The sequence below is a fragment of the Streptomyces sp. NPDC001027 genome, assembly GCF_040299045.1.
In the GTDB taxonomy this organism is placed as follows: domain Bacteria; phylum Actinomycetota; class Actinomycetes; order Streptomycetales; family Streptomycetaceae; genus Streptomyces.
Genome location: NZ_JBEPBI010000145.1, coordinates 1 through 19,957, shown reverse-complemented (window position 1 = coordinate 19,957; position 19,957 = coordinate 1). Strand labels below are relative to the sequence as shown.

The following is a 19,957-nucleotide window of genomic DNA, read 5'->3' as shown; positions in this document are numbered from 1 at the left end:
CCTGTACGCCCGCTCGCAGTTCGAGGCCGTCCGGCACGTCGCCGAGACGGCCGACGCGCTCGGCGTCGACTGCGACTGGGAGAAGACGGCGGCCTACACCTATGCCGAGGACGCCTCCCGCACCGACGCCCTGAAGGCGGAGGCGGAGGCCGCGCGGGAGGCCGGGCTCCCGGCCGAGTACGTGACCGACACGGATCTGCCGTTCCCCGTCGCCGGCGCGGTCCGGGTCGCGGAGCAGGCGCAGTTCCACCCCCGCAAGTACCTCCTGGCCCTCGCCGACGACATCCGGCGGCTCGGCGGCGCCATCCACGAGCACACCCGGGTCACCGGCCTGACCGAGGGCGACCCCTGTGTGCTCACCACCCGGTCGCCGACGTCCGGGACCGAGGTGCGCGCCCGGTCCGTCGTCGTCGCCACCCACTACCCGGTGTTCGACCGGGCACTGCTCTTCAGCCGCCTCTCCCCGCGCCGCGAACTGGTGGTGGCCGCGCCGCTCGACCCCATCGGCGCCCCGCTGGGCATGTACATCACCCCGGAGCAGAACACGCGCTCGGTGCGCACGGCGCCGATGGACGACGGCCGGCGCCTGCTCATCGTGACGGGCGAGCACTTCACGCCGGGCTCCGGCGGCGACGTCGAAGAGCGCTTCGATCGCCTCCGCGCCTGGGCGACGGACCGCTTCGGCGACCTGACCTTCACCCACCGCTGGGCCACCCAGGACAACGACTCCACCGACTCCGTCCCGCTGGTCGGACCGCTGCACCCCGGCAGCCGCCAGGCCTACGTGGCGACCGGCTTCGGCGGCTGGGGGATGAGCGGCGGTGTCATGGCCGGCCGCCTGCTGGCCGAGCGGATCACCGGCGGCACGAGCCCCTGGGACGACCTGTACGACCCCCGCCGGATCGCCTCCGTGGTCCGCGAGGGCGCCGCCTTCCTCAAGCAGCAGGCCGACGTGGCCCGGCACTTCGTCGGCGACCGGCTGCCCTCGCCGTCCGGGCCGTCGGTCGAGACCCTCGCGCCGGGCGACGGCGCGGTGGTCCGTGTCGGCGGCGAGCGCTGCGCCGTCCACCGCGACGAGGACGGACAGCTCCACGCCCTGTCCGCCCGCTGTACCCATCTGGGCTGCCTCGTCGCCTTCAACCGCGCCGAGCGTGCCTGGGAGTGTCCCTGTCACGGCTCGCGGTTCGACGTGCGGGGCGCGGTCGTGCAGGGCCCGGCGGTCGACCCGCTGGAGCCCCGCGACCTCTGAGCCGAGTCAAGCCGAGTCGAGGCAAGCAGCGCAGGCGCGCGGGACCCGTCCCGGACCGGCGTGTCCGGCCCGGCCCGTTTCAGCCGACCAGGACGACCTCCAGCGTGCGTGGGCCGTGCACGCCCTCCACCCGGTCCAGCTCGATGTCGCTGGTCGCCGAAGGACCGGAGATCCAGGTCAACGGGCGTGCCGGGTCGAGCCGTTCGAGAGCCTGGGGCACGGACGACACGACCTGCCCGGGCACCAGGACCACGCACACATGGTGGTCGGGGACCAACGTGATGCGACGCCGGCCCTGATCGGGGCCGCCGTCCAGGACGATCGTCCCGGTCTCGGCGATCGCCACTGCGCACGCCGTGACCACGCTGTCCACGCCGTCCAGCTCGTGCGCGGTGCTCCCGGCCCGGTCCTCGACCCGCTCGGCGTCCGTCGCGGACAGCCAGGCGGGGTCGAGGCCCGTCGGCGCGAGGACCGACCGAGTCCCATGGGCGGCGAGCAACCGGCCGATCAGGGAAGGGAGTTCGTCCGGTGTGCAGCGGTGCACGAGCGCCCGGTAGTCGGCCAGGTTCTCCGCCAGCAGCTCCGCCGTCCCGGCGGCGTCGCGCTCGCCGTGCTCCCGCAGGTACTCCCGGGCGACGGCCTCCTCGTACCCGGCGACCTGCCCGGACCCGTCGGGAGCGCCGTCGCGCGGCACGTCGGCCAGCGCGCGCCGCACCCGGCCGAGGATCTGTTCCCTGCTGCTCACTTCGCCGTCCCCTCATCCGTCTTGCCGCCGTCGGTCCGCTGCCACCAGTCGCGGAAGGGTTCCGCGGGCACGGGCGGAAGATCGCGGCTGCCGCTCCACGCCCTGCCCGGACCGGGCAGGGTGCGCGGGTGCAGCCGTCGGGTGCGCGACGCCAGCCGCTGACCGGCGCGCAGCGCGCCGGGGCGGGCGAACGCCCATCGGGCCGCCCGCATCGCCGCGCGCTCCGCGGCATGCCCCTTGGCCGGCTTCAGCACGGTCCGGTTGCCCTCCAGGGTCACCGGCCCGCCCTGCACGACCCGTTCCCGCAGGTGCACCAGCACCTCCGGGATGTCGATGGCGACCGGGCAGACCTCGTAGCAGGCCCCGCACAGGGAGGAGGCGTATGGCAGCGAGGCGTCGATCTCGTTGCCGGTGCCCCGCAGTTGAGGGCTGAGGATCGCGCCGATCGGGCCCGGATAGACCGAGCCGTAGGCGTGGCCGCCGGCCCGCTCGTACACCGGGCACACGTTCAGACACGCCGAGCAGCGGATGCAGCGCAGGGCCTGCCGGCCGACCTCGTCGGCGAGGGTGTCGGTGCGGCCGTTGTCCAGCAGCACCAGGTGGAAGGCCCGCGGACCGTCGTCGTCGGCGGTGCCCGTCCAGGTGGACGTGTACGGGTTCATCCGCTCGGCCGTCGAGGAGCGCGGCAGAGTCTGGAGGAAGACCTCCAGGTCGCGCCAGGTCGGCACGATCTTCTCGATGCCCACGACGGAGATCAGGGTCTCGGGGAGGGTGAGGCACATCCGCCCGTTGCCCTCGGACTCCACGACGACGAGGGTGCCGGTCTCGGCGACCATGAAGTTGGCGCCGGAGATCCCCACCTTGGCCCGCAGGAACTTCTCCCGCAGGTGCAGGCGGGCCGCCTCGGCGAGCTCCGCGGGCGTGTCGGTGAGTCCCTCCGGGGCCGGACGCCCCCACCGGCTCATCTCCGCGGCGAAGATGTCGCGGATCTCGCCCCGGTTGCGATGGATGGCCGGGACCAGGATGTGCGAGGGCCGGTCCTTGCCCAACTGCACGATCAGCTCGGCGAGATCGGTCTCGTAGGCCCGGATGCCCTCGGCCTCCAGCGCCTCGTTGAGCCCGATCTCCTGCGTGGCCATGGACTTGACCTTGACGACCTCCGACTCGCCGGTCTCCTTGACCAGTCGCGTGACGATCCGGTTGGCCTCGTCGGCGTCGGCCGCCCAGTGGACCGTGCCGCCGGCCGCGGTGACCGACTCCTCCAACTGCACCAGATAGCGGTCGAGACGGCGCAGGGTGTGGTCCTTGATCTGCTTGCCGGCCTCGCGCAGCGCGGCCCAGTCGGACACCTCGGCGACCGCCGCCGCGCGCTTGGCGCGGATGGTGTGCGTGGCGTGCCGCAGATTGGCGCGCAGGGTCGTGTCGCCGACCGCCTCCCGGGCGGCCTTCGGAAACGCCGGCATCCCGACGAACGTCCCGCTCACAGCGCCGGCTCCGCTTCCGTGCTCGCCAGGATCTCCGCGATGTGCACCGGCCGCATCCCGGTGCGCAGCCGGGTCATGGTCCCGCCGAGGTGCATCAGACAGGAGTTGTCGGCCGCGCACAGCACCTGAGCGCCCGTCGACTCGGCGTTGCGCACCTTGTCGGCGCCCATCGCCGCGGAGACGTCGGAGTTCTTCAGCGCGAACGTGCCGCCGAAGCCGCAGCACTCGTCGGCGCCCGGCAGCTCCGCGAGCTCGAGCCCCTTGACCGCCTGGAGCAGCCGTCGGGGCCGGTCCCCGAGTCCCAGTCCGCGCAACCCGTGACAGGTCGGGTGATAGGTCACCGTGTGCGGGTAGTACGCGCCGACGTCCGTCACGCCGAGCACGTCCACCAGGAACTCGGTGAGCTCGTACGTCTTCGGGACCACCGGCGCCAGGGCGGTGGCGAGCCCGTCCCCGCGCCCCTCGGCCCGGGCCCGCTCGCCCATCCGCGGATACAGCTCCCGCACCATCGCCCCGCACGATCCCGACGGCGTCACGATCGCCTCGTACTCACCGAAGACATCGGAGAAATGCCGGGCGAGGGGCTCGGCCTCATGGCGATAGCCGGTGTTGTAGTGGGCCTGGCCGCAGCAGGTCTGCGCCATCGGGAAGTCCACCTCGACGCCCAGCCTGGTCAGCAGTTTCACCACGGCGCGGCCGGTATCCGGATAGAGCGTGTCGTTGACACAGGTCAGGAACAGGGCGACACGCATCGCGGCTCCTCAGGGATCGGTCATCGGATGAATGAAGAGTAGCCCGCCGGGGAGCTCCGGGGGAGACCCCGTCTCACCGGGTGGCGAGACGGGCCTCCGCCGCGCGCCACCGTCCCGCGTCGCCGCGCGGCTCGTAGCGCGTCAGCGGCTGGGTGCGGGCCAGCAGCCGCCGCATGTCGGCGCGGTCGCCGACCAGGTCGTGGGCCCGGGCCTGGACGAGCACGTTGCCGAGCGCGGCCGCCTCCGTCGGACCCGCCACCACCGGCAGTCCGCAGGCGTCCGCGGTGAGCTGGCACAGCAGCGTGTTACGCGTGCCGCCGCCGACGATGTGGACCACGTCGACGGCATGGCCGGCCAGCCGCTGGGCGTCCTCGACGGCCCTGCGGTGCGCCAGGGCCAGGGAGTCGAGGATGCAACGGGTGATCTCGCCGGGCGTGCCGGGCACCGGCTGCCCCGAGACACGGCATGCCTCGGCGATCCGCTCGGGCATCCGTCCGGGCGCCAGGAAGACGGCGTCCCCCGCGTCCACGACCGAGCGCAGCGCGGGCGCGGCGGCCGCGTCCCGCAGCAGTTCCGCCAGGTCGGGGTCGTCCCAGGCGCGCATGCACTCCTGGAGCAGCCACAGTCCCATGATGTTGCGCAGATAGCGGACCGTGCCGTCCAGCCCGAGCTCGTTGGTGAAGTTGGCGGCGCGGCTCTCCTCGGTGAGCACGGGCGCCGTCAGCTCCAGGCCGGCCAGCGACCAGGTGCCGGTGCAGATGTAGGCGAACCGTTCGCCGACGGCCGGGACGGCGGCCACCGCGGAGGCGGTGTCGTGCGAGCCGACGGTGGTGACGGGCACCGGCCCGGTCAGCCCCGTCTCCTCGAGGACCTCCGCCCGCAGCAGCCCCGCCGGATCGCCGGGCCGCCGCAGCGGGGCGAACAGGGCGAGGTCGATGCCGAGCCGGCCGGCGACGTCGTGCGCCCAGTCGCCGGTGCGCGGGTCGATCAGCTGGGTCGTCGAGGCGTTCGTGAGCTCGGTGCCCTGCTCGCCCGTCAGCCAGTACGCCAGCAGGTCGGGGATGAGCAGCAGCCGCCGCGCCTGCGCGAGCTGGGCGGTGGAGGCCGCGGCCGTCAGCTGGTAGAGGGTGTTGAACGGCGCGTACTGCAGACCGGTCGCCGCGTACAGCTCGGCCGCCGGCACGCTCGCCCACACCTTCTCGGCGACGCCCTCGGTGCGCGCGTCCCGGTAGTGCACGGGGTTGCCGAGCAGCGCCCCGTCGGCGTCCAGCAGACCGTAGTCCACCGCCCAGCTGTCGATGCCGACGGAGTCGACCCCGCCCGCCGCGCGCAGCCCGTCCAGCACCCCCGCGTACAGGGACAGCACGTCCCAGCGCAGCCCCTCGGGGAGGCGGACCGGGCGGTTGGCGAAGCGGTGCGCCTCGGTCAGCTCCAGCGTGTCGGGGCCGACCCGGCCGACCATGACCCGCCCGCTGGACGCGCCGAGGTCGACGGCGGCGTACGACCGCACGGCCGTCACCGGAGGAACGCGGCCGCCACACCCGCGTCGACGGGGACGTGGAGTCCGGTGGTGTGGGTGAGCTCGCCGCCGGTCAGCGCGAACACGGCGTTCGCCACGTGCTCGGGCAGCACCTCGCGCTTGAGGATGGTGCGCTGTGCGTAGAACTCGCCCAGCTTCTCCTCCTCGATGCCGTAGGTCGCGGCGCGCTGGGCGCCCCAGCCGCCGGCGAAGATGCCCGAGCCGCGCACCACGCCGTCGGGGTTGACCCCGTTGACGCGGATGCCGTGCTCGCCCAGCTCGGCCGCGAGCAGCCGCACCTGGTGGGCCTGGTCGGCCTTGGTGGCGGAGTAGGCGATGTTGTTCGGCCCGGCGAAGACGGCGTTCTTCGAGGCGATGTAGACGATGTCGCCGCCCAGGCGCTGCGCGATCATCGTGCGCGCCGCCTCGCGCGAGACGAGGAAGGACCCGCGGGCCATGATGTCGTGCTGGAGGTCCCAGTCCTTCGCCGACGTCTCCAGCAGCGGCTTGGAGATCGAGATGCCGGCGTTGTTGACGACCAGGTCGACCCCGCCGAAGGCGAGCGCGGCGGCCTCGAAGGCGGCGGCGATCTGCTCCTCGGAGGTCACGTCGACGGTGACCGCGACCGCCGTGTCGGGCCCACCGAGCTCCTCGGCGACGGCGGCGGCGTTCTCACCGTTCAGGTCGGCCACGACCACGCAGGCGCCCTCGGCGGCCAGCCGGTGCGCGATCGCCTTGCCGATCCCGCTGCCGCCTCCCGTCACCAGGGCGACCCGGGCAGCCAGCGGCTTGGGCTTCGGCATCCGCTGGAGCTTGGCCTCCTCGAGCGCCCAGTACTCGATGCGGAACTTCTCCGACTCCTCGATCGGCGCGTACGAGGACACCGCCTCGGCGCCGCGCATCACGTTGATCGCGTTGACGTAGAACTCGCCGGCCACCCGGGCGGTCTGCTTGTCCTTGCCGAAGGAGAACATGCCCACGCCCGGCACCAGCACGATCGCCGGGTCGGCGCCGCGCATCGCGGGGGAGCCGGGCTCGGCGTGCCGCGCGTAGTAGGCCGCGTACTCCTCGCGGTAGGCGGTGTGCAGCTCCCCGAGCCGGGCCACCGCCTCCTCCAGGGGAGCGCCCGGCGGCAGGTCCAGGACCAGCGGCCGGACCTTGGTGCGCAGGAAGTGGTCGGGGCACGAGGTGCCGAGCGCGGCGAGCCGCGGGTGCTCGGCCCGCGCGGTGAAGTCCAGGACGACGTCCGAGTCGTCGAAGTGCCCGACCTGCGGCCGGTCCTGGGAGGCGATCGCCCGGACGTACGGCGCGAGCGCGGCGGCCCGCTTCCGGCGCTCGCCCTCGGGCAGCGGGTCGTAGCCGTCGAGGACGGGACCGAAGGGCTCGGTCCTGCCCTTCTCCGCGAGGAACGCCTCGGCCGTGCGGATGATGTGCAGCGAGTTGCGCTCGCACTCCTCGGCGCTGTCGCCCCAGGCGGTGATGCCGTGACCGCCGAGGATCACGCCGATCGCCTGCGGGTTGGCCGCCTTGACGGCGGCGATGTCCAGGCCGAGCTGGAACCCGGGCCGCCGCCACGGCGCCCAGGCGACCACGTCGCCGAAGCACTCGGCGGTCAGCTTCTCCCCGTCGGCGGCGCAGGCGAGCGCGATGCCGGAGTCCGGGTGCAGATGATCGACGTGGGGGGCGTCGACGAGTCCGTGCATCGCGGTGTCGATGGACGGGGCGGCGCCGCCCTTGCCGTGCAGGCAGTAGTCGAACGCGGCGACCATCTCGTCCTCGCGCTCGACCCCCGGGTAGACGTCGCGCAGCGCCCGCAGCCGGTCCAGCCGCAGCACGGCCAGTCCGGCCTCGGTGAGCGTGCCGAGGTCGCCGCCCGAGCCCTTCACCCACATCAGCTCGACGTCTCCGCCGGTGACGGGGTCGGTGTCGGAGCCCTTCGCGGACGTGTTGCCGCCGGCGTAGTTCGTGTTGCGCGGGTCGGCTCCGAGCCGGTTCGACCGGGCGAGGAGAGCGGCGGCTTCGGGGTGGGTGGACATGGGGTTTCCTTACTTCTCAGGAGAGGGTGAGTGGACTTGCCCGGGGTGCGGGGAACTGCGCGACCAGTCGCTTTCGGCCCGCGCCCCGCGACGAGACGGATGACCGCAGACGCTCACGCGCCCCAACCGGCCTGCTCCCCTCCCACCCGCTCGGCGATGATCTTCTCGGCCCACCCGGACCGCCGGTACGCCCCCATCGGGTCGGGGTCCAACCCCATCTCGCCGCGAACCTCCGCGAGCAGCGGCCGCACGTCCGTGTTGTACGCGTCCATCAGGACCGCGTTGGCCTCCAGCACGTCGCCGCGGGCCTGGGCGTCGGCCAGCGCCGCGGCGTCGACGAGCAGCGCCTTGGCCGTCGCCTCCTGGACGTTCATCACGGAGCGGATGATCGCCGGGATCTTCGCCTCGATGTTGTGGCACTGGTCGAGCATGAACGCCACGTCGGGGGTGAACCCGCCCCCGCGCACCACCTCGTACATGATCCGGAACAGCTGGAAGGGGTCCGCCGCGCCCACCATCAGGTCGTCGTCGGCGTAGAACCGGGAGTTGAAGTCGAACCCGCCGAGCTTCCCCTCGCGCAGCAGCGTGGCGACGATGAACTCGATGTTGGTTCCCGGCGCGTGGTGCCCGGTGTCGACCACGACCTGCGCCTTCGGGCCCAGCTTCAGACAGTGCGCGTACGCCGTGCCCCAGTCCGGGACGTCCGTCGCGTAGAACGCCGGCTCGAAGAACTTGTACTCCAGCAGCATCCGCTGCCCGTCGCCCAGCCGCTCGTACACCTCGGCGAGACCCTCCGCGAGCCGGTCCTGGCGCCCGCGGATGTCGTCCTGGCCGGGATAGTTCGTGCCGTCCGCGAACCACAGCTTCAGATCGGCGGAGCCCGTCGCGTCCATGATGTCGATGCATTCGAGCAGGTGGTCGACGGCCTTGCGGCGCACCGCCGCCTCCGGGTGGCAGATGCTGCCCAGCTTGTAGGCGTCGTCCTGGAAGGTGTTGGAGTTGATCGCGCCCAGCTTCACCCCGCGGTCCTCGGCGTGCTTGGCGAGCGCGGAGTAATCCTCCACCTTGTCCCACGGGATGTGCAGCGCCACGGTCGGGGCCGCCCCGGTGACCGCGTGCACCTGGGCCGCGTCGTCCAGCTTCTCCTGCGGCGTGCGCGGGACGCCCTGCTGGGCGAACACCTTGAAACGGGTCCCCGAGTTCCCGTACGCCCATGACGGCGTCTCGACGGCCTGGGTCTTCAGCGCGGCCTTCACGGCGACGAGGTCGGTCACTTCGGGCTCCTGTGACATCAGTCCGGGACCACCTCCCGGATGAAACGATTCAGAACGGGAAGTTATGAGGCCGTCGAACGGGTGTCAACCCCCCAGGTCCGGCACATTCGCCGTGACCGGTATGTGACCTTCGGGTATCGAAAACTTTTCGACACATACCCATTGACGTGACATGCCGGGTCTGCCTAACGTCCCGGCCATCCAGTTGAAACCTTTCACGACGCACTGCGGCGGCCTCGAACGGCCCGGCCCGCGGCCGTCGTCGAGGAGCCACCCATGACCCACCCGTCCGATACGGGACCGGCCCCGGTGCTGGCACTGAGGGACGTAGCGAAGTCCTTCGGCGCCGTACGCGCCCTGCGGGGCGTCTCCCTGGAGCTGTTCCCCGGCGAGGTCCACGCCCTCGCCGGCGAGAACGGCGCGGGCAAGTCGACCCTGATCAAAACCCTCGCGGGGGTGCACCGACCGGACGCCGGCCGGGTGCTGCTCGACGGCGAGTCCGTCGTCTTCCACGGTCCCGGCGACGCCCGCGACGCCGGAATCGCGGTGATCTACCAGGAGCCCACGCTCTTCCCCGACCTGTCGATCGCCGAGAACATCTTCATGGGCCGCCAGCCCCGGCGGACCCTCGGCCGCATCGACCACAAGGCCACCCACGCCGCCACCGCCGCCCTCATGCAGCGCCTCGGAGTCGACCTCGACCCCGACCGCCCGGCGCGCGGACTGTCCATCGCCGACCAGCAGATCGTCGAGATCGCCAAGGCGCTCTCCTTCGACGCCCGCGTTCTGATCATGGACGAGCCCACCGCCGCCCTCACCGGCAGCGAGGTCGCCCGGCTCTTCGGCGTGGTGCGCACCCTGCGCGAACAGGGCGCAGCCGTCCTCTTCATCTCGCACCGGCTCGAGGAGATCTTCGAGATCTGCCAGCGGGTGACCACCCTGCGCGACGGGGCGTGGATCGCCAGCGAGCCGATCGAGGGCATGACCGAGGACGACCTCGTCCGCCGGATGGTCGGCCGCGATCTGGACGAGCTCTACCCCAAGCAGGACGTCACTCCGGGCGAAGTCGCCCTCAGCGTCCGTCGGCTGACCCGCGAGGGCGTCTTCACCGACGTGTCCTTCGAGGTCCGGCGCGGCGAGATCGTCGGCCTCGCAGGACTCGTCGGGGCCGGGCGCACCGAGGTCGCCCGAGCCGTCTTCGGCATCGACCGCTGGGACGCCGGCGAGGTCTCGGTGGACGGCCGGCCGCTCACCAACGGAGCCCCCTCCACCGCGATGTCCGCGGGCCTCGCCCTGGTCCCCGAGGACCGGCGCGCCCAAGGCCTGGTGATGGACATGTCCATCGAGCGCAACATCGGCCTCACCGGTCTGCGCACCACCGTGAAGGCCGGTCTGATGGACCGCGGCGCCGAACGCAGCCGCTCCCTCGACTGGGCGGTCAAGCTCCAGGTGAAGTACGCCCGGATCGCCGACAGCGTCAACACGCTCTCCGGCGGCAACCAGCAGAAGGTCGTGCTCGCCAAGTGGCTGGCCACCGGCCCCAAGGTGCTGATCGTCGACGAGCCGACACGCGGCATCGACGTCGGCACCAAGGCCGAGGTCCACCGGCTGCTGAGCGAGCTGGCCGCCGACGGGGTCGCCGTCCTGATGATCTCCTCCGACCTGCCCGAGATCCTCGGCATGGCCGACCGCGTGCTGGTGATGCACGAAGGCCGGCTCACCGCCGAGATCCCCCGTACCGACGCCACCGAGGAAACCGTGATGGCCGCAGCCACCGGGAGGGCCGCCGCATGACGGTGACCACTCCTGAACAGGCCCCCGTCGCCGAGGCGCCCAAGTCCAGCGGCACCCGGCTGGTCGACCGCGTCTTCAAGATGCGCGAACTCGCCATCCTGGTCGTCTTCCTGGTGATGATCGCCGTCACCCAGGCCGGCAACAGCGAGTTCCTCTCCGAGCAGGGCATCAAGGACCTGCTGCTCAACGCGACCATCCTGGTGCTGGTCGCCACCGGCCAGTCCCTGGTCGTCATCACCCGCAACGTCGACCTCTCGGTCGGCTCCACCCTCGGCATCAGCGCCTTCGCCGCCGGCACGTACCTGCACGGCGGCGGCAACCCGGTGGTCGCGATCGTCCTGGCGGTCCTGCTGGGTGTCGGCTTCGGCCTCCTCAACGGCCTGCTGGTCAGCCTCGGTCAGGTGCCCGCCCTCGTCGTCACCCTCGGCACGCTGTACATCATCCGCGGCATCGACTCCATCTGGGTCGGCTCCCGGCAGATCACCGCGGCCGACCTGCCGGACTCGTTCGTCGACTTCGGCTCCGGCGGCCTCTCGGCGGTGCCGTGGCTGGCGCTCATCGCGGTCGTCGTCCTGATCGCGACCGCCTACTGCCTCAAGCACTTCGGCAGCGGACGCGAGCTGTACGCGCTGGGCTCCAACCCCGAAGCCGCCCGGCTCGCCGGCATCCCGGTGCGCAAGCGGATCCTTGCCGCCTACACCTTCTGCGGCGGCCTCGCCGGGCTCGCCGGCGCCATGTACCTGGCCCGGTTCGGCAACGTCGACTCCGGGACCGGGACCGGCTACGAACTCACCGTCGTCAGCGCGGTCGTCGTCGGCGGCGTCGTCTTCACCGGCGGCTCCGGCAGCGTCTACGGCGCCGCCCTCGGCGCCCTGCTCCTCACCTCCATCAACAGCGTCCTGCCCGCCCTCGGCGTCAGCTCGGTCTGGGTGCTCGCCATCAACGGCGTGCTGCTCCTGCTGGCCATCGCGGTCGACCGGATCGTGGCGCTGCGGGTGGCGTCCGCCCTGAAGAAGAAGCCGGCCTTCGCGCCGGCCGTGAACAAGGGAGAGGCCCGTGCCTGAGTCCCTGTCCCGCGCGATCCGCTGGGACACCGTCGTGGGCGCCCTCCTGATCGTCCTGCTGCTGTTCTCCTTCTCCTTCGTGGACGGCTTCGGCAACGCGCTGAACCTGTCCTTCCTGATCGGCAACACCCTGCCGATCGCGCTCATCGCCCTGCCGATGACCCTGCTGGTGGTCTCCGGCGAGATCGACCTCTCGGTCGCCTCCACTGCCGGCCTGTCCGGCGCGGTCATGGGCGCCCTGTGGAACCAGGGCCTGACCATCGAGGCGATCATCCCGATCTGCCTGCTGCTGGGCGTGGTGTGCGGACTGATCAACGGTCTGCTCGTGACACGCCTCGGCCTGCCCTCCCTCGCCGTCACCATCGGCACCCTCGCCGCCTACCGGGGCGTCGCACAGATCGTGCTCGGCTCCGACGCGGTGACCGACTTCCCCACCCAGTACCTGGACTTCGCGGCCGGCAGGGTCGGGGACAGCTTCCTCCCGCAGGCCTTCCTGCCCTTCGTCGGCCTGCTCGCGATCGCGGTGGTCGTCCTGCACGCCACCCCGTTCGGCCGCTCCCTCTTCGCGACCGGCGCCAGCGAGGAGGCCGCCCGGTTCGCCGGCGTCCGCGTCAAACGCCAGAAGCTCATCCTGTTCACGGTGACCGGCCTGATGGCCTCCCTCACCGGAGTCTTCTGGGCCCTGCACTACGCCAGCGCCCGCTACGACAACGCGACCGGCCTCGAACTCTCCGTCGTCGCCGCGGTGTTGCTCGGCGGCATCGACTTCGACGGCGGCAAGGGCACGTTGGGCGGCGCCATCGCGGGAGTGTTCCTCCTCGGCGCACTGCAGAACGTGATGAGCCTGCTCAACGTCTCCGCCCAGTCGCAGATCGTCGTCACCGGCGTCCTGCTCGTCGTCTCCGTGCTCGGCCCCCGGGTCGCGCGCCAGATCTCCGTCGCGAGGGCAGGCCGCAGAGCCGCAGCCTCGACACCGACGGCCTGACACCCACCGCACCGCCCTCCTCACTAAGGACTCACACCACCATGCGCAAGTCATCCCTGCGTCGCGCCTGTGCGGCTCTCGCCGCCGTCTCCTCCCTCGCTCTCGCAGCCACCGCCTGCGGCGGCACCACCAAGGACGACGTGAAGAAGGAGAGCACCGGCGCGGCCGCCGCCGCCACCGGCAAGGCCGACCCGAACGCGGCCACCAAGAAGGGCCTGACCGTCGGCTTCCTGCCCAAGCAGGTCAACAACCCGTACTTCACCTCCGCCGACAAGGGCGGCGAGGCGGCCCTGAAGGAGCTGGGCTCCAGCTACAAGGAGGTCGGCCCCTCCAGCGCCACCGACACCTCCGGCCAGGTCTCCTACGTCAACACGCTCACCCAGCAGCAGGTCGACGCGATGGCCGTGTCCGCGCAGGACCCGGGCGCGCTGTGCACCGCGCTCAAGCAGGCCATGAGCAACAAGATCAAGGTCGTCACCTACGACTCCGACACCAACCCCGAGTGTCGCAACGCCTTCGTCTCGCAGGCGTCCGCCGAGGACCTCGGCCGCACCGAGGTGCAGCTGCTCGCCGAACAGATCGGCTACAAGGGCGAGATCGCGATCCTGTCGGCCGCGCAGACCGCGACCAACCAGAACACCTGGATCGACTTCATGAAGGAGGAGCTGAAGGACCCCAAGTACAAGGACGTCAAGCTCGTCAAGGTGGCGTACGGCAACGACGACGCCCAGCAGTCCTTCCAGCAGACCCAGGGCCTGCTGCAGCAGTACCCGAACCTGAAGGGCATCATCTCCCCGACCACCGTCGGCATCAAGGCGGCCGCCCAGTACCTGTCGGGCTCCAAGTACAAGGGCAAGGTCAAGCTGACCGGCCTCGGCACCCCGAACGACATGCGCACCTACGTCAAGAACGGCACCGTCGACGCCTTCGAGCTGTGGGACCCCTCCAAGCTCGGCGCGCTGGCCGCGCAGACCGCGGTGGCGCTGGCCTCGGGCCAGATCACCGGCGCCGAGGGCGAGACCTTCAAGGCCGGCGGCGCCGAGTACACCATCGGCAAGAACGGCGTGATCAACCTCGGCAAGCCGACCGTGTTCGACGCCAAGAACATCGACCAGTTCAACTTCTAGTCCTGGAGCGGTACTTCATGCAGCGCGTCTGTTTCCTGCTCAAGGTCCGACAGGACCGCCTCGCCGAGTACCGCGAACGCCACGCCGCCGTGTGGCCGGAGATGCTCGAAGCTCTCTCGGCCACCGGCTGGCACAACTACTCGCTCTTCCTGAGAGCCGACGGCCTGCTCGTCGGCTACCTGGAGACCGGGGACTTCGCCGCAGCCCTGTCCGGCATGGAGGCCACCGACGTCAACGCCCGCTGGCAGGCGGAGATGGCCCCCTTCTTCGAGTCCCTGGACGGCTCCCGGCCCGACGAGGCCATGAAACCCCTCACCGAGGTCTTCCACCTCGCCTGAGACCCTTCCCGCAGCCCGACACCCCCCACCCCCCACTCGCCACTCACCGCGCCACCCCCTCACCCCGTCCCCCGCTCTCGCACGACAACGGAGTCCCCCGAGATGAGACGACGCACCCTGCTGGCCGGCGCCCTCCTCAGCGCCGCGGCCTCTCCCGTACTGGCCGCAGGCACCGCACGCGCCGCCGACCCCGGCCCCTCGGTCACGAGGAGGACGACCACGCTGCTCGACGCGCAGGCCGTGTTCTTCGTGTCCTACGACGGCCTGGTCAACAACAACTCGTTCCAGAAGAACGGTCTGCTGACGTACAAGGGCTACCAGTACGCCACCTGGTACACCTCCACCCGGAACGCGGTCGTCGCCCGCCGGGCCCTGGGCGCGACGACGTGGTCCACGGTGACGCTGGCGCACCAGCTCAAGTCCAGCGACTCGCACAACGTCATCTCCATGGGCGTCTCGAAGACCGACGGCCGGCTCCACCTCAACATGGACTCCCACAGCGACGGCTTCTTCTACGTCAAGTCGGTCGCCGGACTCCTCGACAACCCGGCGACCACGTCCTGGACGTCGTCCGTGTTCGGCGCCGTCCAGACCACCCTCGACGGACTCGCGCTCACCTCCCAGTTCACCTACCCGCAGTTCGTCTCCACCCCCGAGGGCAGACTCCAGCTCAGCTACCGGGTCGGCATATCGGGCAACGGCCGCAACGCCCTCGCCGAGTACGACGGTTCGACGTGGACGAACCTCGGCGAGTGGTCCAGCTCCACCGGCTCCTACACCAGCGAGCACGGCACCAGCACGGCCCGCAACATGTACCTGCACGGCATCGACTACGACGTCAACGGCCGGCTGCACTCGCTGTTCACCTGGCGCGAGCAGAACGGCGCCGTGATGTGCTCCGGCGGCGGCATCACCAACCACGACACCGGCTACGTCTACTCCGACGACCGCGGCCGGACCTGGCGCAACAACGCGGGCGCGGTCGTGGGCGTCACCGGCGGCTCGGACAAGGCAGCGGTCACGGACGCCGGGCTCGTCGTGGACGCGCTCAACCCCGACCACTCGCTGATGAACCAGGAGAGCCAGGCCACCGACTCCGCCGGCCGGCCGCACGCGATCATCAGCTACGTGCCGGGCCGCTTCGGCCAGTGCACCACCGACTACGTCAACGACCGCACCGCCAACGGCCGCGCCTTCCACCTGCGCAAGAACGCCTCCGGCAGCTGGCAGAAGACAGAGATCCCCGTCGTCCTCGGCTCCAGCCAGCGCACCAAGCTGGTCCTGGACAAGTACGACAACGCGTACGCCGTCTTCCCCTTCGGCAGGATCGCCGGCGCCTCCAAGGCCTCCGGTTACACCGACTGGAGCGTGCTCTTCGACGGCAGCGGCCTCAACGCCTTCGGCGAGGTCGTCATCGACGAGATGCGGGTCAAGGCCGACAACACGCTGTCGTTCATGTACCAGGAGAAGTCGAGCGGGACGACCCCGTCGGCGCTCCGCGTCATCGACTTCACGCTGCCCGCATGACCTGCGCACCGGCTCGGCCAGAGGCCCGGCGGCATGACGGTAATGTGAAGGCCGTCCCGCCGTGCCCCGTTCACCTGGAGGTTCACGCCTGATGGCCCAGTCGGTGGGTATCAAGGACGTCGCCCGCGCCGCCGGAGTCTCCGTCGGCACGGTGTCCAACGTCATCAACCGCCCGGACACCGTCGCCACGGAGACCCGGGCCCGGGTGCTCTCGGCGATAGACCGCCTCGGATACGTCCGCAGCGAGTCGGCCCGCCAGCTGCGCGCCGGACGCAGCCGGATCATGGGGCTGCTCGTCCTCGACATGGGCAACCCGTTCTTCGTGGACGTCGCCCGCGGCGCCGAGCGCGCCGCCCGGGACGCCGGACTCGGCGTCATGGTCTGCAACAGTGCCGAGAGCGCGGGCGAGGAGGCCGAGTACCTGTCGCTCTTCGCCGAACAGCGGGTGCGCGGAGTGCTGCTCACCCCGGCGGACGCGACCGGCCGCAACATCGAGTCCTTCCGCCGGCACGGCATCCCCTTCGTCCTCGTCGACCGGGTGTCCGAGGGCACCGCCGAGTGCTCGGTGTCGGTGGACGACGTGGCGGGAGGCGCGCTCGCGGTACGCCACCTGGTCGACGCCGGGCACCGCTCCATCGCCTACGTGAGCGGACCGCCGAGCTTCACCCAGGTCCGCGACCGCCGCACCGGCGCCCTGCACGCGCTCGCCGAGGCGGGCCTCGGGCCGGAGTGCCTGCGCGAACTGCCCACCGAACGGCTCGACGTAGCCGCAGGCCGGGACGCCGGCGCCCGGCTGCTGGGCCTCGCCGACCGCCCGACCGCCGTGTTCTGCGCCAACGACCTGCTCGCGCTCGGCGTGCTGCAGGCCATGTACGCGGCCGGCGTGGGCGTCCCCGACGACCTCGCCATCGTCGGCTACGACGACATCGAGTTCGCGGCCGCGGCGGCGGTCCCGCTCACCTCCGTCCGGCAGCCCGCCGTCACCATGGGCGCCCTGGCCGCCGAGATGCTGCTGGAGGAGACGGAGGAGGGGCTCGAGAACGGGCGGGCGCACGAACACCGCCGCGTGGTGCTCCAGCCGGAACTGGTGGTCCGCCGGTCGAGCCTGTCGGCGCGCTGAGCGACCGCGAACCCCGCCGCGCGACCGCGCCCCCCGCCCCGTCGTCCGACCGCAGCCCCCGCCCCGCCGCACCCGCACCCGCCGTCCGACGGGGCCTCCGTGCTGAGCGGCTGTTCAGTAAGGGGAGGGTGATCCCGGACTTCGGCACGGGCCGCGGATGTGCTGAACTGGGACGCGGCCCGCACACCGAGCGTCCCAGGAGACCCCTGTTGTCCCTCAGCTACCGCCAGCCCGGCGTCGTACTCACCGACCGCCGCTTCACCGTGCCCCTCGACCACGCCGACCCGGCCGGGGAGACGATCTCGCTGTACGCCCGCGAGGTCGTCGCGAGCGACAGGGCGGGGCAGGACCTGCCCTGGCTGCTCTACCTCCAGGGCGGCCCCGGATTCGGCGCACACCGCTTCGTCGGCAGGCCGGCCTGGCTCGGCCGCGCGCTGGAGGAGTACCGCGTCCTCCTCCTCGACCAGCGCGGCGCCGGCCACTCTGCCCCGGCCAACCGTCAGACGCTCCCGCTGCGCGGCGGACCGGCCGAACAGGCCGAGTACCTCGCGCACTTCCGCGCCGACTCGATCGTCCGGGACTGCGAGCTGATCCGCCGCGAGGTCACCGACGGCGCCCCGTGGACCGTGCTCGGCCAGAGCTTCGGGGGCTTCTGCACGGTCACCTATCTCTCCCTCGCACCGGAGGGCCTGGCGGCCGCCCTGATCACCGGCGGTCTGCCCGCCCTGGACGGCCACGCCGACGACGTGTACCGCGCCGCCTACCCGCGTATGGAGCGCAAGGTCGCCGCGCACTACGCCCGGTACCCGCAGGACGTCGAACGCGCGCGCCGCATCGCCGACCACCTCCTGCACCACGAGGTGACCCTCCCGAGCGGCTACCGGCTCACCGCCGAGGCCTTCCAGACCGTCGGCATCCTCCTGGGCGGCGGCGAGGGCAGTCATCGTCTGCACCACCTCCTCGAAGAGGCCTTCGTGCCCACCCCGCAGGGCCCCGCGCTGTCCGACGCCTTCCAGGAGGAGATGCAGGGTCAGCTCTCCTTCGCCGGACACCCGCTCTACGCCCTCCTCCACGAGGCGATCTACGCACAGGACGCGCGCCCCACCGCATGGTCCGCCGAGCGGGTGCGCGCCGAGTTCCCGCAGTTCGACGCCGCGAAGACGCTCACCGGCGACGGCCCGCTGCTGCTCACCGGTGAGACCGTCCACCCCTGGATGTTCGACGCCGACCCCGCGCTGCGCCCGCTGCGCGAGAGCGCCCGACTCCTCGCCGACCGCACCGACTGGACGCCCCTGTACGACCCGGCCCGCCTGGCCGTCAACGAGGTCCCGGCAGCGGCCGCGATCTACCACGACGATCTGTACGTCGACACCGCCCACTCGCTGCGCACCGCGCGGGCGATCCGGGGCCTGCGCACCTGGGTCACCGACGAGTTCGAGCACGACGGCGTCCGGGCCGGCGGCCCCCGCGTCCTCGACCGACTGCTCGCCCTCGCCCGTGACGAGGTGTGACGTCGCTTTCCCGCCCTGGCGGGCCGATCCGCACGAGAGGCCCTAGTCTGCGGTCATGACCGAGCCGACGATCGCCCAGCTCCGGCCCATGCCCGAGGACTGGGAGCGCGCCCTGGCCGTGGTGGCGCATCCGGACGACCTCGAGTACGGGTGCTCGGCGGCGATCGCCGCCTGGACCGACGCCGGCCGTGAGATCGCCTACGTGCTGGCGACCCGCGGCGAGGCCGGCATCGACACCCTCGCGCCCGCCGAGTGCGGCCCGCTGCGCGAGCGGGAGCAGCGGGCGAGCGCGGCCGTGGTGGGCGTCTCGACGGTCGAGTTCCTCGACCATCGGGACGGCGTCGTCGAGTACGGCCCCGCCCTGCGCCGTGACATCGCCGCCGCGATCCGCCGGCACCGCCCGGAGCTCGTGATCACGCTGAACCACCGCGACACCTGGGGCGGCGTCGCCTGGAACACCCCCGACCACGTCGCCGTCGGCCGCGCCGCCCTCGACGCGGCCGGGGACGCCGGCAACCGGTGGATCTTCCCGGAACTCGTCGAGCAGGGCCTCCAGCCCTGGAACGGGGTGCGCTGGGTCGCCGTGGCCGGTTCCGCGACGCCCACCCACGCGGTCGACGCGTCGGCGGGACTGGAGCGCGCCGTCGACTCGCTGCTCGAACACCGCTCCTACATCGAGGCGTTGACGGACGAGGAGCCCGAGCAGTACGCACGGGGGTTCCTGACCGGCGTGGCGAACTCGGCGGCGGAGCGGTTCGGCGGCCGGCCGGCCGTGGCGTTCGAGCTGTTCGGCCGGTAGGCGGGCGTCGCCCCCGGCGGTGCGCGCCTACCGGCCCGGAAAACGGGTGCGCGGAGCATGGCCGCAGGTCATTAGGGTGGGCGGATGCAAGACGAGACGGTGGACCTGACCGAGCTGCGCGGCGACTGTGCGAACTGCTTCGGCCTGTGCTGTGTGGCCCTGCCCTTCGCCCGCTCCGCCGACTTCGCGATCGACAAGCCGGCCGGCACGCCCTGCCCGAACCTGGGCGAGGACCACCGCTGCGGCATCCACGCGCGGCTGCGGCAGAAGGGCTTCACCGGCTGCACGGTCTACGACTGCTTCGGCGCCGGGCAGAAGGTCTCGCAGGTCACCTTCGGCGGCCGGGACCGCGGCAGCGCCTCGCCGGCCGAGGTCCGCCGGATGAACGAGGCGTTCCCGGTCGTGCGGCAGCTCCACGAGCTCCTGTGGTATCTCTCGGAGGCGCTGGGCCTGCCCGCGGCCCGCCCGGTCCACGCGGACCTGCGCCGGTCGCTGGCGAGGACGGGGGAACTGACGCTGCTGCCCCCGGCGGAGCTGTTGATGCTTCCGCCGCCGCGCGGTACCAGTCCCATGAGGGCTTTGAGGGTGGAGGTCTTGCCCGCGCCGTTGGCGCCGATGATGCCCACCGACGCC

16 protein-coding genes and 1 pseudogene are annotated in these 19,957 nt (G+C 71.9%); 11 read left to right on the top strand and 6 right to left on the bottom strand.

The window, feature by feature from the left end:
- A partial coding sequence (locus tag ABT300_RS29645; protein ID WP_351681926.1) for an FAD-dependent oxidoreductase occupies positions 1 to 1,249 on the top strand: 1,249 nt, incomplete at its 5' end.
- Between the two features lie 79 nt (positions 1,250 to 1,328).
- Here the strand turns inward: ABT300_RS29645 and ABT300_RS29640 are convergent.
- From ABT300_RS29640 to rhaI, 6 genes are all read right to left on the bottom strand, one after another.
- Positions 1,329 to 1,994: a LutC/YkgG family protein gene (locus tag ABT300_RS29640; protein ID WP_351681924.1), complete on the bottom strand. Its 666-nt coding sequence runs from the start codon at positions 1,992 to 1,994 to the stop codon at positions 1,329 to 1,331.
- Complete coding sequence (locus ABT300_RS29635) at positions 1,991 to 3,478, bottom strand: LutB/LldF family L-lactate oxidation iron-sulfur protein (protein WP_351681922.1); 1,488 nt, start codon at positions 3,476 to 3,478, stop codon at positions 1,991 to 1,993. The genes ABT300_RS29640 and ABT300_RS29635 overlap by 4 nt, the downstream gene beginning before the upstream one ends.
- Positions 3,475 to 4,230 (bottom strand): (Fe-S)-binding protein, encoded by a 756-nt coding sequence (locus ABT300_RS29630; RefSeq protein WP_351681920.1) that lies wholly within the window; start codon positions 4,228 to 4,230, stop codon positions 3,475 to 3,477. Before ABT300_RS29630 ends, ABT300_RS29635 begins: the two co-directional genes overlap by 4 nt.
- Before the next feature lie 73 nt (positions 4,231 to 4,303).
- Positions 4,304 to 5,740, bottom strand: a complete 1,437-nt coding sequence (locus ABT300_RS29625) for a rhamnulokinase (RefSeq protein ID WP_502978017.1) — start codon at positions 5,738 to 5,740, stop codon at positions 4,304 to 4,306.
- Between the two features lie 5 nt (positions 5,741 to 5,745).
- The gene (locus tag ABT300_RS29620) at positions 5,746 to 7,785 is read right to left on the bottom strand and encodes a bifunctional aldolase/short-chain dehydrogenase (RefSeq protein WP_351681919.1); all 2,040 of its coding nucleotides are present in this window, start codon (positions 7,783 to 7,785) and stop codon (positions 5,746 to 5,748) included.
- A gap of 113 nt (positions 7,786 to 7,898) precedes the next feature.
- Positions 7,899 to 9,059 (bottom strand): L-rhamnose isomerase, encoded by a 1,161-nt coding sequence (gene rhaI, locus ABT300_RS29615; protein WP_351681918.1) that lies wholly within the window; start codon positions 9,057 to 9,059, stop codon positions 7,899 to 7,901.
- A gap of 276 nt (positions 9,060 to 9,335) precedes the next feature.
- Between rhaI and ABT300_RS29610 the strand changes: the two genes are divergently transcribed.
- The 10 genes and pseudogenes from ABT300_RS29610 to ABT300_RS29565 all read left to right on the top strand — a co-directional run.
- Entirely contained in the window at positions 9,336 to 10,853 is a 1,518-nt protein-coding gene (locus tag ABT300_RS29610) for a sugar ABC transporter ATP-binding protein (RefSeq protein ID WP_351681916.1), read from the top strand.
- Complete coding sequence (locus tag ABT300_RS29605) at positions 10,850 to 11,917, top strand: ABC transporter permease (RefSeq protein WP_351681914.1); 1,068 nt, start codon at positions 10,850 to 10,852, stop codon at positions 11,915 to 11,917. The genes ABT300_RS29610 and ABT300_RS29605 overlap by 4 nt, the downstream gene beginning before the upstream one ends.
- Complete coding sequence (locus ABT300_RS29600; protein ID WP_351681912.1) at positions 11,910 to 12,902, top strand: ABC transporter permease; 993 nt, start codon at positions 11,910 to 11,912, stop codon at positions 12,900 to 12,902. Before ABT300_RS29605 ends, ABT300_RS29600 begins: the two co-directional genes overlap by 8 nt.
- Positions 12,903 to 12,943: 41 nt before the next feature.
- On the top strand, positions 12,944 to 14,029 hold the full coding sequence (gene rhaS, locus ABT300_RS29595; RefSeq protein WP_351681910.1) for a rhamnose ABC transporter substrate-binding protein: 1,086 nt from the start codon (positions 12,944 to 12,946) through the stop codon (positions 14,027 to 14,029).
- 17 nt (positions 14,030 to 14,046) lie between these two features.
- The gene (locus tag ABT300_RS29590; RefSeq protein ID WP_351681908.1) at positions 14,047 to 14,367 is read left to right on the top strand and encodes an L-rhamnose mutarotase; all 321 of its coding nucleotides are present in this window, start codon (positions 14,047 to 14,049) and stop codon (positions 14,365 to 14,367) included.
- Between the two features lie 102 nt (positions 14,368 to 14,469).
- Positions 14,470 to 15,894, top strand: coding sequence for a BNR repeat-containing protein (locus tag ABT300_RS29585; protein WP_351681906.1), 1,425 nt, complete (start codon positions 14,470 to 14,472; stop codon positions 15,892 to 15,894).
- A 91-nt stretch (positions 15,895 to 15,985) separates the two neighbouring features.
- The gene (locus tag ABT300_RS29580) at positions 15,986 to 17,014 is read left to right on the top strand and encodes a LacI family DNA-binding transcriptional regulator (protein ID WP_351681904.1); all 1,029 of its coding nucleotides are present in this window, start codon (positions 15,986 to 15,988) and stop codon (positions 17,012 to 17,014) included.
- 209 nt (positions 17,015 to 17,223) lie between these two features.
- Positions 17,224 to 18,525 (top strand): alpha/beta fold hydrolase, encoded by a 1,302-nt coding sequence (locus ABT300_RS29575; protein WP_351681902.1) that lies wholly within the window; start codon positions 17,224 to 17,226, stop codon positions 18,523 to 18,525.
- Between the two features lie 55 nt (positions 18,526 to 18,580).
- Positions 18,581 to 19,324, top strand: coding sequence for a PIG-L deacetylase family protein (locus ABT300_RS29570; protein ID WP_351681900.1), 744 nt, complete (start codon positions 18,581 to 18,583; stop codon positions 19,322 to 19,324).
- A gap of 84 nt (positions 19,325 to 19,408) precedes the next feature.
- A pseudogene (locus tag ABT300_RS29565) lies at positions 19,409 to 19,870 on the top strand (pentapeptide repeat-containing protein); the annotation flags it as partial.
- Positions 19,871 to 19,957 lie beyond the last annotated feature (87 nt).